General features: G+C 60.5%; 13 protein-coding genes and 3 pseudogenes. 14 read left to right on the plus strand and 2 right to left on the minus strand.

Annotated features, from left to right (window positions below):
- Positions 1 to 8: 8 nt before the first annotated feature.
- Positions 9 to 1089, plus strand: a pseudogene (locus ACMX3H_RS00720) (MFS transporter).
- Between the two features lie 324 nt (positions 1090 to 1413).
- On the opposite strand, the gene ACMX3H_RS00725 reads toward ACMX3H_RS00720, so the two are convergent.
- Together ACMX3H_RS00725 and flk are read right to left on the minus strand one after the other, a co-directional pair.
- The gene (locus ACMX3H_RS00725) at positions 1414 to 1575 is read right to left on the minus strand and encodes a hypothetical protein (protein ID WP_415209417.1); all 162 of its coding nucleotides are present in this window, start codon (positions 1573 to 1575) and stop codon (positions 1414 to 1416) included.
- Positions 1572 to 2357 carry a flagella biosynthesis regulator Flk gene (gene flk / locus ACMX3H_RS00730; RefSeq protein WP_415209418.1) on the minus strand — a complete coding sequence of 262 codons (786 nt, stop codon included), beginning with the start codon at positions 2355 to 2357 and terminating at the stop codon, positions 1572 to 1574. Before flk ends, ACMX3H_RS00725 begins: the two co-directional genes overlap by 4 nt.
- A 287-nt stretch (positions 2358 to 2644) precedes the next feature.
- Between flk and ACMX3H_RS00735 the strand changes: the two genes are divergently transcribed.
- The 13 genes and pseudogenes from ACMX3H_RS00735 to hisQ form a co-directional block, all read left to right on the plus strand.
- Complete coding sequence (locus ACMX3H_RS00735) at positions 2645 to 3775, plus strand: DUF3410 domain-containing protein (protein WP_415209419.1); 1131 nt, start codon at positions 2645 to 2647, stop codon at positions 3773 to 3775.
- 152 nt (positions 3776 to 3927) lie between these two features.
- Positions 3928 to 4941, plus strand: a complete 1014-nt coding sequence (locus ACMX3H_RS00740) for an aspartate-semialdehyde dehydrogenase (protein WP_415209429.1) — start codon at positions 3928 to 3930, stop codon at positions 4939 to 4941.
- Between the two features lie 38 nt (positions 4942 to 4979).
- Positions 4980 to 5792, plus strand: coding sequence for a tRNA pseudouridine(38-40) synthase TruA (gene truA, locus ACMX3H_RS00745; protein ID WP_415209430.1), 813 nt, complete (start codon positions 4980 to 4982; stop codon positions 5790 to 5792).
- Positions 5793 to 5831: 39 nt separating this feature from the next.
- Positions 5832 to 6494, plus strand: a complete 663-nt coding sequence (locus tag ACMX3H_RS00750) for a DedA family protein (protein WP_415209420.1) — start codon at positions 5832 to 5834, stop codon at positions 6492 to 6494.
- Between the two features lie 200 nt (positions 6495 to 6694).
- Positions 6695 to 7615, plus strand: coding sequence for an acetyl-CoA carboxylase, carboxyltransferase subunit beta (accD, locus tag ACMX3H_RS00755; RefSeq protein ID WP_415209421.1), 921 nt, complete (start codon positions 6695 to 6697; stop codon positions 7613 to 7615).
- An 84-nt stretch (positions 7616 to 7699) separates the two neighbouring features.
- Positions 7700 to 8971 (plus strand): bifunctional tetrahydrofolate synthase/dihydrofolate synthase, encoded by a 1272-nt coding sequence (folC, locus tag ACMX3H_RS00760; protein ID WP_415209422.1) that lies wholly within the window; start codon positions 7700 to 7702, stop codon positions 8969 to 8971.
- Positions 8961 to 9656 carry a cell division protein DedD gene (gene dedD / locus ACMX3H_RS00765; protein WP_415209423.1) on the plus strand — a complete coding sequence of 232 codons (696 nt, stop codon included), beginning with the start codon at positions 8961 to 8963 and terminating at the stop codon, positions 9654 to 9656. The genes folC and dedD overlap by 11 nt, the downstream gene beginning before the upstream one ends.
- 75 nt (positions 9657 to 9731) lie before the next feature.
- Positions 9732 to 9962 (plus strand): hypothetical protein, encoded by a 231-nt coding sequence (locus tag ACMX3H_RS00770; RefSeq protein WP_415209424.1) that lies wholly within the window; start codon positions 9732 to 9734, stop codon positions 9960 to 9962.
- Positions 9959 to 10429 (plus strand): annotated as a pseudogene (cvpA, locus tag ACMX3H_RS00775) (colicin V production protein); the annotation flags it as partial. The gene ACMX3H_RS00770 and the pseudogene cvpA, both read left to right, overlap by 4 nt.
- A gap of 50 nt (positions 10430 to 10479) precedes the next feature.
- A complete protein-coding gene (gene purF, locus ACMX3H_RS00780; protein WP_415209425.1) occupies positions 10480 to 11997 on the plus strand; it encodes an amidophosphoribosyltransferase in 1518 nt (505 codons plus the stop codon).
- A 127-nt stretch (positions 11998 to 12124) separates the two neighbouring features.
- Positions 12125 to 12694 carry a UbiX family flavin prenyltransferase gene (locus ACMX3H_RS00785; protein ID WP_415209426.1) on the plus strand — a complete coding sequence of 190 codons (570 nt, stop codon included), beginning with the start codon at positions 12125 to 12127 and terminating at the stop codon, positions 12692 to 12694.
- Between the two features lie 222 nt (positions 12695 to 12916).
- Positions 12917 to 13669 (plus strand): lysine/arginine/ornithine ABC transporter substrate-binding protein, encoded by a 753-nt coding sequence (locus ACMX3H_RS00790; protein ID WP_415209427.1) that lies wholly within the window; start codon positions 12917 to 12919, stop codon positions 13667 to 13669.
- Positions 13670 to 13774: 105 nt separating this feature from the next.
- A pseudogene (hisQ, locus tag ACMX3H_RS00795) lies at positions 13775 to 14305 on the plus strand (histidine ABC transporter permease HisQ); the annotation flags it as partial.
- Between the last annotated feature and the right edge of the window lie 178 nt (positions 14306 to 14483).

Raw genomic sequence — 14483 nt, forward strand, 5'->3', positions numbered from 1 at the left:
CCCGCACTATGCATGCTGAACCGACTACATTGGGCACCATTCTGGCGAATAAGACGCTGTTCTCGCTGTGTAGCTCGGAGTTTCTGTGTTATTTGACCGTAGCGTTGCCGTTACCGGTTATCCCGCTTTACGTCCATGACGAGCTGGGGCTCAGTAATACCCTGGTGGGCGTCGCGGTCGGTGTTCAGTTCCTGGCCACGGTACTGACCTGCAGTTATGCCGGCGTGTTCTATCTGCTTTCCGCCCTGCTGCCGTTGCCGGTCTATCCACGTTACGGGCTGTTGCTGATAGGGCGCGTGATGCTGGGTTTTGGTGAGAGTCAATTGCTGACCGGCACCCTAAGCTGGGGGTTCGGTTTGCTGGGGCAGGCGCGGGCGGGCAAGGTCATGTCGTGGAACGGCGCCGCGATTTATGGCTCGCTGGCGGTGGGCGCGCCGGTCGGCCTGCTGCTCTATCACCGCTCCGGTGGTTTCATTACTCTCGGGTTAACGACGCTGCTATTGCCGCTGCTGGCCCTGGCCTGCAATGCCCGCGTCGTGTCGATTCGACCGCATCCCGGCAATCGGCCGTCCCTCAAAGCGGTGTTCAAGTTGATTTGGCTGCCGGGGATGGCGCTGCAGGGGGTGGGTTTTGCCGCCATCGGCACCTTCGTTTCACTGTATTTCAATCTGCGGCATTGGGATCATGCCGGTTTCGCTTTCAGCGCCTTCGGTATTGCCTTTGTCGCCCTGCGCTTTTGGGGCAGCCATTGGCCGGATCGTTTGGGGGGCGTACGGCTGACGCTCATCTCGCTGGCGGTGGAAGCGCTCGGCCTCGCGCTGTTGTGGCTGGCGGCGGATCCCGGTTTGGCGCTGCTCGGGGCGGGGTTGACCGGCGCAGGCGCAGGCGCGTGCGACGGCGGTAGGCGGCTATAGCGCGTTTCAGGATGTCGCCTATGCCGTGACCGGACCGCTAACGGGCATGCTGGCGACCGCCTTCGGTTACGCCTCGGTATTTGGTGCCGCCATGCTATGCGCGCTGGCGGGCATTGCCGTAACGCTGCTGTTCGCCCGGCAGCGACAACTGGCAAGCGGCTACCCCGGCGTTTGACGGACACGTGGGGGATGCGCGTAAACGGCGCATTGCGCGCCCTCCCACAAAAGTAACGGCCTCCTGCGCGTCGCTAAGGCGCCTCGCTCTTCGGCGCGCGGTGATAACCATGTAAAACCGAGTTTGCCGCACCAAAAAAGCCATTGTCGCCCGCGCACCCTGCGCCGACTCACCGCAGGCCGGCGCGCGTTGATACCGGCGTATAAACCGCGTCAGCCGCGCTCATCAGTCACTCTTCCCCGCGCCTAACATGTAGTGCCGCGCCCGGCCATCAGCGGGCCAGCAGCCAGATAACCAGCAGCACTACGGCGACGAACACCCCGATCACCAGCGGCGAACGCGCCGCGGCGCGTGTTCCGTCGCGATGAGCGGATGGGTCACCGGCTGGAGCAGCCGGACATCGGGGGTTTGGTGCTGGCTCTGGGTGCGGCTCAGGCGATAAATAAACAGATATTGTATCACCGCGTTGACCTGAGTGCTGGTCAACGGCGTCTGTCGGTGGCGAAATGTTGCCGGCAGTATTGTTCCACCGCCTGCTGCTGCTCGCCGTGGATGGGATGTTTGAGCACCGCCGAGAGCGTCGCCAGCGTGGGATGTCCCTGCTGCGACAGCGTGAGATGGCTTTGTAAAAACTGGCTTAACAGCGGGAAATGGCGGGCGGGAATCGGATTGCCGGATTTCAGCCCCATCATGCGGTGCAGACTTTCCCAAAGCTCGGTCGGCGTTTCGCCGGTCAGCGCCGCCAGCCGGGTAATGAGCTGGCTGATGGCCTGGTGTTCCGCCGGAAGCAGGGTGCGATCGGTCATGGCGGCCTGCTGCGGCGCCGGAATATCCAATTGCCCGCTTTGCAGTAACTGCAGCACCTGACGCAGTTGGCCGGCGTCCAGCTGGCTTAAGACGGTGTGGCCGAACTGGCTGCGGATATAGTCACTCACCGCCTGCCGATTGTTGCCCTGGGGCAACAGATCGGTCAGCTGCTGCAACAGCTGTCGGCCGGCGAGCATGTCCTGCGCCGTCAATAATCGCCCCTGCAGCATCTGTTCGGCGGCGATAAAATGCCGCACCCGTAACTCGCCGTTGCCGGCAATGTGCAGGTGGTGGAATAGCGCGGCCCAAATTTCCGCCGGTTTACTGGGGCTCAGGGCCAAAATGCGGGTAATCAGCTGCTCAAGCGTGGTGCGCTGGGCGGTGGTCAAAGGCTGATCCGGGCCGGTCGGCGGCGGCGTCTGACCCCGTGGCGGCGTACCGGGACCGATAGCTGGTTGCATAGTACATGTCCTCTCGGGATGGCAGACGGTGAAGATCCGGCGCGGCGGCGCGAACGCACGCTGTTGGGGGCTGATAAATAGCAAGCCCCCGCCGGCAGCGGTAGCCTCTGGCGCCGGGATGGCATTTTCTGCCGGACAGGCATCTTTAGACCGTGCCCCTGCAAGTTTAGCGGGTTGCGCCGGCGGCAATGGCAAAATGAAGCGTGATAGGGTTGGGATTCTTACGCATTCGGTGGCAGAATATTCCCCCTTTAACGTTTGATGGTATTGTACTGCCGGAGCCTGATGTGAAAATCCTGGTGGATGAGAATATGCCCTACGCCGAGGCGCTGTTCGGTCGCTTGGGCGACGTACAGGCGGTAGCGGGCAGGGCCATTCCCGCGCCGGCGCTGGCGCAGGCTGACGCGCTAATGGTGCGTTCGGTGACCCGCGTCGACGGCGCACTGCTCGACGGCAGCCGGGTCGCGTTCGTGGGTACCGCCACCGCCGGCACCGATCATGTGGATGAAGATTGGCTGGCGCAGGTGGGAATTGGTTTTTCTGCGGCCCCGGGCTGCAATGCGATTGCGGTGGTGGAGTACGTCTTTTCCGCGCTGCTGTGGCTGGCTCAGCGGGATGGTTTCGCGCTGCGCGACAAGACCGTCGGCATTGTCGGCGCCGGTAACGTCGGCGGCCGTCTGCAGCGGCGGCTGAATGCGTTCGGCGTGCGCACCCTGCTGTGCGATCCGCCGCTGGCGGAAGCGGGGGCGCCCGGCGACTGGCAGCCGCTGGAAAAGCTGGTGGCTGAGGCGGATGTGCTGACTTTCCATACGCCGCTCACCCGCGCCGGCCGGCATGTGACCTGGCATCTGGTGGACGAGGCGCTGCTGGCGGCGCTGCCGGCCGGCCGTATTATCATTAATGCCTGCCGCGGCGCGGTAGTGGATAATACCGCCCTGCTGCGCACGCTGGAGCGGGGTAAGCCTCTGTGCGTGGTACTGGACGTCTGGGAGCCGGAGCCGGCGTTGTCGTTGCCGCTACTGGCCCGCGTTGATATCGGTACCGGCCATATCGCCGGTTATACTCTGGAAGGCAAAGCGCGCGGCACGACGCAGGTCTTCGATGCCTACAGCGCCTTTGTCGGCAGCGACGCGCGCGCGAGCCTGGCGGCGGCGCTGCTGCCGGCGGTGGAGCGTATCCGTCTGCGCGGCGCCATTGACGAAGAAGCGCTGCGCCTGTTGGCTCATCTGGTCTATGATGTGCGGCGTGATGATATGCAGTTGCGTCGCGCGACCGGTCTGCCGGGCGAATTTGATCGCTTGCGTAAACAGTATTATCAGCGTCGGGAGTGGTCGTCGCTCTGCGTAGAGACCGACGACGACGCCGGCGCGGATACCCTGCGGCAGCTGGGATTCCAGGCCCGGCCGGCCGTCGGCTGAGGCCGCGCAACGCACAGGACGCCCTTGCCGCCGGCAGCGTCTGCCCCCAATGGCGGGCGGCGGGTGCACCAAGGACGTCCCACCACATTTTGACTGATGGATGCCGCCGCCGCAGAGCGTCGCGGGGCATCCCAATAACGGGAGATGAAATGATGTCTGACGGCTGGAATATCGCCCTGCTAGGGGCTATAGGCGCAGTCGGTACGGCGCTGCTGGATATTATGCAGGAGCGCCAATTCCCGTTCGGGGAGCTTTTTTTATTGTCCAGCGAGCGCAGCGCCGGTGAAACGGTGCGGGTCAACGGGCAAAGTCTGCAGGTCAGCGAAGCGGCGCAATTCGACTGGTCGCAGGCGCAGTTGGCGTTCTTTGTCGCCGGCGCCCAGGCCTCGGCGCTGTACGCCGCTGACGCTGACGCCGCCGGCTGTCTGGTTGTGGATGTCAGCGGCCTGTTCGCCCTGGAGCCGGACGTGCCGCTCGTGGTGCCGGGGGTCAATGACGACGTGCTGGCCGATTACCGCAATCGGAATATGGTGGCGGTGGCGGATGCGCTGACCAGTCAGTTACTGCTGGCGGTAAAACCCCTTACCGATTTGGCGGGCCTGAGCCATTTGCACGTCAGCACTATGCTGTCCGTGTCCGCCCACGGTAAGGCGGCGGTAGACGACTTGGCGGTGCAGAGCGCTCGCCTGCTGAATGGCTTGGCCGCCGAGCCCGGCTTCTTCCCGCGTCAGCTAGCGTTCAATTTGCTACCGCTGCTGCCCGACGATGCGGGATCGGTGCGCAGCGAGCGCCGTCTGCTAGACGAAGTGCGCAAAATCCTGCGCGATGAAGGGCTAACGATTTCGGTCAGCAGCGTGCAGGCGCCGATATTCTACGGTCATGCGCAACTGGTGCATCTGGAAACGCTGCGTCCGATGGCCGCGGAAGAGGCACGCGTGGCGCTGGCGGCCGGCGAGGGGCTGACTCTGAGCGACGAACTGGACTACCCGACGCCGGTGGAAGATGCCTCGGGGAACGTCGTGCTGAATATTGGCTGTCTGCGTAACGATTATGGCATGCCCGATTTACTGCAATTCTGGTCAGTGGCGGATAATGTTCGCTTCGGCGGCGCGCTGATGGCGGTACTCACCGCGGAGAAACTGATGGCCGAGGCCAGCGCATGGTGACGGCGCAAACGGCGCCGCTCCCCGAGGTAGACGAGGCGATGCTGGCGGCGGCCAATGATGGCGCGATGAAGCTGGCCCTCGGGATTGAGTATGACGGCAGTGCGTATTACGGCTGGCAGCGTCAACAGGAAGTGCCGAGCGTGCAGGCGTGCCTTGAGCGCGCGCTGTCGACGGTTGTCGACGAGCCTGTCGTGGTCCACTGTGCCGGCCGTACCGATGCCGGCGTACACGCGACGGGGCAGGTGGTCCATTTCGACACCCGGGCGCGCCGGCCGGACGCCGCCTGGACGCTGGGCGTCAACGCCAACCTGCCCGGCGATATCGCCGTGCGCTGGGTGGCGCCGGTGGCGGACGATTTTCATGCGCGTTTCAGCGCCACCGCCCGGCGCTACCGCTATATTATTTATAATCATCGCCTGCGTCCGGCGCTGCTCGGCCGCGGGCTGACCCACTACTACCACCCGCTTGATGCGCCATCGATGGCGCGCGCCGGCCAATGTTTGCTGGGGGAGAACGATTTCACCTCTTTTCGCGCCCTGCAGTGCCAATCGCGTAGTCCCTGGCGCAACGTGCACCATTTGCACATCACGCGCCAGGGGCAATATGTGGTGGTAGATATCAAAGCGAATGCTTTTGTTCATCATATGGTTCGTAATATTGTAGGCAGTCTGCTGGAGGTAGGATGCGGCAACCGGCTGGAAAGCTGGATAGCCGAACTGCTGGCGTGCCACGACCGGACGCAGGCCGGCGCTACCGCACCGGCGGAGGGACTTTATCTGGTGGCGGTGGAGTATCCATCGCGTTTCGCCCTGCCTGCGCCGCCGCCGGGGCCGTTATTTCTAGCGGAGTGACCGCTAATGTCTATCGCGTTGCGTTACCGGGATAAATGGATGGAATATATAAAATTTATCATCGATTTTATTCTACATATCGATGTCCACCTGGCAGAACTGGTGGCGCAGTACGGTGTTTGGGTGTATGCCTTTTTGTTTCTGATCCTGTTTTGCGAAACCGGTTTGGTGGTCACGCCTTTCCTGCCGGGAGACTCGCTGCTGTTTGTCGCCGGCGCGCTGGCGGCTTTGCCGAGCAACGGGCTTGATATTCATGTAATGGTGCTTTTGATGGTCTTGGCGGCGATAGCCGGCGATGCGGTCAATTATGCGATTGGCCGCCTGTTCGGCGAAAAGCTGTTTAGCCATCCCGACTCGAAAATTTTCCGCCGAAACTATCTGGAAAAAACCCACCAGTTTTACGCCCGGCACGGCGGTAAAACTATTATTCTGGCGCGTTTTGTGCCTATCGTGCGGACTTTCGCGCCGTTCGTGGCCGGCATGGGACATATGCGCTACCGCCATTTCGCGCTGTACAATGTCGCGGGCGGTCTGCTGTGGGTTTTACTGTTTAGCTATGCCGGCTATTTCTTTGGCAATATGCCGATGGTGCAGCAAAATTTGAAGTGGCTTATCGTGGCGATTATCCTGCTGTCGGTGCTGCCGGGCGTGGTGGAAGTGTGGCGCCAGCGCCGAATTGCCGCCAACGGAAAAAATGAGTAATTTCCCGATGTCGGCGGGTAAAATGTGACCAATGTACAGAGTTTTCTGTGCCAAGTCGCTGGCCGTTATGGTTTAATGGGCAACCTTTGGCGCGCCACCCCCGGCGGTGAGCGCGCAAAACGGCGGCCTTCTCGCCGCGGTAAAAGGTCAAGTAGATATAGCGGACTGGCGGATGCCAGGTTCAAACAGAAAGGTTATCGATGAGTTGGATTGAACGAATTCTCAATAAGAGCACTATCACCCCGGCGCGCAGGGCGAACATTCCCGAGGGCGTATGGACCAAATGTGATAGCTGTGGCCAGGTGCTTTACCGCGCGGAGCTGGAGCGCAATCTGGAGGTCTGCCCCAAATGCGATCACCACATGCGTATGACCGCGCGCGCGCGCCTGCACGCTTTCCTGGATAAAGGAAGCGAGTCCGAATTCGGTAGCGAGCTGGAGCCGAAAGATATCCTGAAATTCAGGGACTCGAAAAAGTATAAGGATCGCCTGGCGGCGGCCCAGAAAGCCACCGACGAGAAAGACGCGCTGGTGGTGATGAAAGGCACGCTATACGGCATGCCGGTGGTGGCCGCGTCCTTTGAATTTGCCTTTATCGGCGGCTCGATGTCCTCGGTGGTCGGCGCACGCTTTGTGTGCGCGGTGGAGCAGGCGATGGCGGACGACTGTCCGCTGGTGTGCTTTTCCGCCAGCGGCGGCGCCCGCATGCAGGAAGCGCTGATGTCGCTGATGCAGATGGCCAAAACCAGCGCCGCGCTGGCCCGGCTGCGCGAGCGGCGGCTGCCCTATATTTCGGTGCTGACCGATCCCACCATGGGGGGCGTTTCGGCCAGTCTGGCAATGCTGGGAGATTTGAACGTCGCCGAGCCGAAAGCGCTGATTGGCTTTGCCGGTCCGCGCGTGATTGAACAGACGGTGCGTGAAAAACTGCCGGCCGGCTTTCAGCGCAGTGAATTTCTGCTGGAAAAGGGCGCCATTGATCTTATCGTGCACCGCCCGGAAATGCGTCTGCGTCTTGCCAGCCTGCTGGCGAAACTGACCAATCGGCCGCAGCCGCAGGATCAACTGCCGCCCGAACCGCGCTCTGATGCGGTCCCGGGGGATCATCAGGACGAGGTCTAAACGGACGGCGCAAGCCTGCCCGCGGCCATCTGCCGGGGCGGGGCAGGCTTAGTGAGAACCTAGCATAAGCCAATGAACGGACGTATGGAAAATCTGCCTATCCCTCAAGCCCCGTCGCCACTGGCCGCGTGGCTTTATTATCTTGAACGTCTGCATGCCAAACCCATCGATCTGGGCCTGGAGCGGGTAAGCCATGTGGCCACCGGCCTGAATTTGCTGCGCCCGGCTTCCTGGGTCATTACCGTCGGCGGCACCAACGGCAAAGGCACCACCTGCCGGCTGCTGGAAGCCATCTTGCTGGCCAGCGGCATGCGGGTCGGGGTCTATAGCTCACCACATTTGCTGCGCTACACCGAACGGGTGCGTATCCAGGGCGGCGAATTGCCGGAAGCCGCCCATAGCGAAGCGATGGCGGTTATCGAAGCCGGCCGCGGCTCAACCTCCCTTAGCTATTTCGAGTTCGGCACGCTCACGGCGCTGCAGCTGTTCCGGCAAGCGTCGCTGGATGTGGTGATCCTCGAGGTCGGGCTGGGGGGACGGCTGGACGCCACCAATATCGTTGACCCCGACGTCGCCGTGATCACCTCCATCGCACTCGATCATACCGATTGGCTGGGGCCGGATCGCGCCAGTATCGCGCTGGAAAAAGCCGGCATCTTCCGTCGCGGCAGACCGGCGGTTGTGGGTGAGCCCGATCGGCCGGCGACGCTCGACGCCGCCGCGGCCGATAGCGGCGCGGTCCTGTACGCCCGCGATCGCGATTGGTGGTGGCACAACGACGGCCAGCACTGGCGCTGGTGGGACGGCTTGCGCGATCTCACGTCGCTGCCGCTGCCTGCCATTCCCCTGGAAAATGCCGCCACTGCGTTGGCCTCTGTCGGCCGCCTGCCGTTCGCGGTGCCGGAGGCGGCGGTACGCCAAGGATTGCGCGAGGCCGCGCTGCCGGGACGTTTCCAGTGTATCGGCCAAGCGCCGCTAACGATACTGGACGTGGCGCACAACCCCCACGCCGCCGGCTATCTGGCCCGGCGTCTGGCGGCGCTGCCCCGCACCGGTAAGGTGCGGGCGGTGGTCGGCATGCTGGCGGATAAAGATATCGCCGGCACGCTCGCGTGTCTGCGCGGGCAGGTGGATGTCTGGTATTGCGCCTCCCTTGACGCGCCGCGCGCCGCCAGCGCCGCGCAGCTGGCCGCCCATCTTGACAGAGACGCGCAACGGTTCGAGGATGTGCTAAGCGCCTGGCATCAGGCCATAGCGGACGCCGCGCCGGAGGGTTGTGTGCTGGTTTTCGGCTCTTTCCATACCGTGGCACCGGTCATGGCGCTGGCTGAAAGGGAGAATTATTGTGGCGAGTAAATTTCAGAACCGCCTGGTGGGGACCATTATTCTTGTCGCCCTTGGCGTCATCATTCTGCCCGCTCTGCTGGACGGTAAAAAGAAACACTATCAGGACGAGTTTGCCGCCATTTCGCTGGTGCCGAAGCCCGGCGATAGCAATGAGCTCGATGCGACGCCGTCAGCCAGCCAGCAACTGCCGAGCCAGCCGCCGGAAGGGGCGGGAGAAGCGGTAGAACAATCCAGCCGGCCGGCCGATAGCGGTCAGCCAGCGGCGCCGTTGCACGACGCCGCCAGCAGTTCCCGCCAGCCGGAAACCGTGGTGCCGCCGGAGATGAAAACCACGCCGCCCGCGGCGGTCAAGCCTGAGCCCAAACGGGCCGCGCGGCCGGAGAGCAAACCGGTGCCCAAACCGCAGGCGCCGAAGCACGACAATGGACTGGCCGCCGAGCAGGCGCCGAAGGGGCAGGCGTGGGTGGTGCAGTTGGGCGCGCTGAAAAACACCGATAAAGTGTCGGAAATCGTCGCTAAGCTGCGGCGGTCGGGCTATCGCGTTTATACCTCGCCGTCGGCGCCGGTACAGGGGCAGATTACGCGGATATTTGTTGGCCCGGATGCATCCAAGGAAAAACTGCAATTCGCGCTCGGCGAATTGAATCAATTGAGCGGCCTTAACGGCCAATTGCGACCTTATAGCGTACGCTAAACTTTTGCCGTTCCTCTGTGCGGGTGCGGCACAATGCCAAGGGGCCCGACGTGAGGCGGTGCCGTGGCGCGGGTTGTGACCATCACGCTTTGGCGCGGCAGGATGCTCAGCCTTCTCCTCGCGGGGCGCTGGGCGGTCGGTCGGTGCGCCGCTTCGCGCTATCTGATTGCGGCGATTGGTTTTTTTTTAATCGCCGTTATTTATTTAAACAGGGGGAATAAATCCCCTACGCAAACGTTTTCTTTTTCTGTTAGAATTCGCCGCGAACCAGCTGACCGGGCGAATGATCAAGGGATTCATGCATGATCTGGGTTGATTACGTCATTATCGGCATCATTGTTTTTTCCGCTCTGGTGAGTCTGATTCGCGGGTTCGTGCGCGAGGCATTATCTTTAGTGACCTGGGCCAGTGCATTTTTTGTCGCTAGCCACTACTATAGTTACCTTGCGGTATACTTCACCCGTTTTGAAGAGCAGATGGTGCGCAACGGTATCGCGATTGCTCTGCTGTTCGTGGCGACCCTGATTGTTGGGGCGATCGTCAATTACGTAATTAGTTCGCTGGTGGAGCGGACCGATTTATCCGGCACCGACCGGGTGCTTGGCGTCTGTTTCGGCGCGCTGCGGGGCATTTTGATCGTGTCGGCGGCGCTGTTCTTTCTTGACACCTTCACCGGTTTCTCCCACAGCCAGGACTGGCAGCAGTCCCAGCTGATACCGCAATTCAGCGGTATCATCAGATGGTTTTTTGACTATCTGCAAAGCACGTCGAGTTCTTACCGAGGCAGTAGTTGTCCCGGTAACGCTGATGAGGAAATGACAACATGTGCGGTATTGTCGGAATCGCCGGTTTTATGCCGGTCAACCAGTCTATCTATGATGCATTAACGGTGTTGCAGCACCGTGGGCAGGATGCGGCAGGCATCGTTACCATTGATGCATTAAATTGCTTTCGCCTGCGTAAAGCCAATGGACTGGTTAAGGATGTTTTCGAGGCCCGGCATATGCAACGCTTGCAGGGCAATATGGGCGTGGGCCATGTCCGCTACCCGACCGCCGGCAGCTCCAGCGCCTCCGAGGCGCAGCCGTTCTACGTCAACTCCCCGTTCGGCATCACCCTGGCGCACAACGGTAACCTGACCAACGCCCCCGAATTGCGTAAAAAGCTGTTTGAAAATGGTCGGCGCCATGTCAATACCACCTCCGACTCGGAAATCCTGCTTAACATCTTCGCCGCGGAGCTGGATCGTTTCCCGGATTACCCGCTGGAGGCGGACAACATTTTCGCGGCGGTGGCGGCGACCCATCAGCAAATCCGCGGTGCCTACGCCTGCGTCGGCATGATAATCGGCCACGGCCTGTTTGCTTTTCGCGATCCCAACGGCATCCGCCCTCTGGTTATCGGCAAACGCACGCTGGCGGACGGGCGCAATGAGTATATCGTGGCCTCCGAAAGCGTGGCGCTGGATACGCTAGGATTCGATTTCCTGCGCGACATCGCGCCGGGCGAGGCGGTGTACGTCACGGAAAAAAGGCAGCTGTTTACCCGGCAGTGCGTCGAGAACCCCCGGCATCATCCGTGCCTGTTCGAGTATGTCTATTTCGCCCGGCCGGATTCGTTCATCGATAAAATTTCGGTCTACAGTGCCCGCGTGCGCATGGGCCAGATGCTGGGCAAGAAAATCGCCCGCGAGTGGGAAGATCTCGATATCGATGTGGTGATCTCGATTCCGGAAACCTCCTGCGATATCGCGCTGGAGATAGCCCGCATCCTCAACAAACCCTATCGTCAGGGTTTTGTGAAAAACCGTTACGTCGGCCGCACCTTTATCATGCCCGGTCAGCAAGTCCGCCGGCAGTCGGTACGTCGTAAGCTCAACGCCAACCGCGCCGAATTCCGCGACAAAAATGTGCTGTTGGTGGACGACTCCATCGTGCGCGGTACGACCTCGGAGCAAATCGTTGAAATGGCGCGCGAGGCGGGCGCCCGCCACGTTTACCTGGCCTCCGCCGCGCCGGAAATCCGCTTCCCGAACGTGTACGGCATCGATATGCCCAGCGCGTCCGGGCTGATTGCCCACGGTCGTGAGGTGGACGAAATCCGGCAGCTTATCGGCGCTGATGCACTGATATTCCAGGATTTGGCCGATTTGGAACGGGCGGTGCGGGAAGATAATCCCGACGTGGAGCAATTTGAATCCTCGGTATTTAACGGTATCTACGTCACGCGTGACGTGGATCAGCGCTATCTCGATTATCTGGAGTCGCTGCGCAACGATGATTCCAAAGCGCTGCGCGCCCAGACTGAGGTCGAAAACCTGGAAATACATAACGAAGGTTGATCGGTACCGCGCGGGTACAGTAGGCTGTGCCGCTGTACCCGCGCTTTATGGTAACTGGTCATCTCTACCCGGGCGGTCAAACGCGCCGGGTTTTTTTATCGTCTTTCCTACTGGCGGGAGTTGAGGTATGAAACGTCTGATTGTCGGTATCAGCGGCGCCAGCGGCGCCGTGTATGGCGTCCGCCTGCTACAGGTGCTGAGCACGCTGCCGGAGATTGAAACCCATCTGGTCATGAGCCCGGCCGCGCGGCAAACCCTGGCGCTGGAGACGACGTATAGCCTGCGCGAAGTGCAGGCGCTGGCGGATGTGGTGCATGATTCCCGCGACATTGCCGCCAGCATCAGCTCTGGTTCATTCCAGACCCTCGGGATGGTTATCCTGCCCTGTTCGATGAAAACCCTCTCCGGTATCGTCAATAGCTACAGCGATGGGCTGCTGACGCGCGCGGCGGATGTGGTGCTAAAGGAGCGGCGCCGGTTGGTGCTCGGGGTGCGTGAAACGCCGTTGCATCTGGGCCACCTGCGCCTGATGACCCTGGTGGCCGAGCTCGGCGCGGTCATCATGCCCCCGGTTCCGGCCTTTTATCACCGGCCCGCCCAGGTCAGCGACATCATAGACCAAACGGTCAACCGCACGCTGGATCAATTCGATCTGGTACTGCCGCAAGATCTGTTTCAGCGTTGGCAGGGCGACTGACGCCAGCGGCCAGGCATATACCCAATTTAGCAATAATTCGTATAATAATTGTTAATTAAAATAACATTTATTAAATAATGAATATGCTGGGTAAATGGATGGTGCAGCGCCGCCGCGTTCAGCGCGTACGCGGCGCGACACATGGCATGAAATGTGCAATGGTTCCGGCGGAAAAGGACACACGCTATGCCGGGCAATGAATAATTATACTGAGGGTCATTTATGAAAAAGCTGGTAAAAGTTCTTCCTTTGGTGGCGGCGCTGGCTTACGCGGGCAGCGCGTTTGCCGCAGTACCCAAAAACATCAAAATTGGCACCGATCCGACCTATGCCCCTTTTGAATCGAAAAACGCCAGCGGCGAGCTGGTCGGTTTCGACATCGATTTGGCCAAAGATCTGTGTAAACGTATTGAGGCCAAGTATACCTTCGTCGAAAGCGATTTCGATGCGCTGATCCCGTCGCTGAATGCGAAAAAAATCGACGCAATTATCTCCTCGTTGTCGATCACCGAAAAACGCCAGCAGGAAATCGACTTTACCGATAAGCTTTACGCCGCCAACGCGCGCCTGATCGCCAAAGCCGGCAGCCCGATTACCCCGCCGCTGGACTCCCTGCACGGCAAACGCGTGGGCGTATTGCAGGGGGCGACCCAGGAAGCCTACGCCAATGCGATGTGGCAGCCGAAGGGAGTGGATGTGGTCGCCTATCAAAACCAGGATCTCATCTATGCCGATTTGACCTCCGGCCGTATCGATGCGGCATTTCAAGACGAAGTCGCCGGCTGCGAAGGCTTCCTGAAACAGTCCGCGGGCAAAGGCTATAGTTTCGCCGGTCCAGCGGTGAAAGACGACAAATTCTTCGGCGTCGGTACCGGCATGGGATTGCGTAAAGACGAAACCGATTTGAAAGACGCGCTGAATAAAGCCTTCACCGAGATGCGTAAGGATGGGACTTACGAGAAATACGCGAAATAATATTTTGATTTTGACGTCTACGGTGGTTAATCCTGTCATAGAGCAACGGCCCGTGGTGTCACGGGCCACGCCGGTATTTCTCCTCCGCCAGGACAGATATGATCGATGCTTTTTGGTTATTCGCAATTAATTATCAACGGCGCGCTGGTGACGCTTGAGCTGGCGCTCAGCTCCGTTTTACTGTCGGTGGTCATCGGTCTTATCGGCGCCGGCGCCAAACTTTCCCGCAGCAGCGTGTTGGCGTGCTGCTTTGAAGGCTATACCACTCTGATTCGCGGCGTGCCCGACCTGGTGCTCATGCTGCTGATTTTTTACGGTTTGCAAATCGCCCTGAACAGCCTGACGGAAGCCGTCGGTCTGGATCAGATCTATATCGCCCCGATGAGCGCAGGCATTATCACGCTGGGTTTTATCTACGGGGCCTATTTCACGGAAACCTTCCGCGGGGCGTTTTTGGCGGTGCCGCGCGGTTAAATCGAAGCGGCCACCGCGTTTGGTTTCAGCGGCGCGCAGACCTTCAGACGCATTCTGTTTCCCGCCATGATGCGCTTCGCGCTGCCCGGTATCGGCAATAATTGGCAGGTTATTTTAAAGGCCACCGCCTTGGTATCGCTGCTGGGGTTGAATGACGTCGTGTAGGCCACCCAACTGGCGGGGTAAGCGTACGCCCAGTGCCGTCTGTTAATTCCCCATCAAGTTATTGAAGATGATGTCCATTATTTTTTTAATGGGCGCAATTCATGAAACAAACCCCACCAAAACCCTCAAGACGTCGGCCCAATTTCCCGCTGGACTTTAAAATTAAGCTGGTTGA

Origin of the sequence: Sodalis sp. (in: enterobacteria) (assembly GCF_047607725.1) — a bacterium.
Classification (GTDB): Bacteria; Pseudomonadota; Gammaproteobacteria; order Enterobacterales; family Enterobacteriaceae; genus JBLKSS01.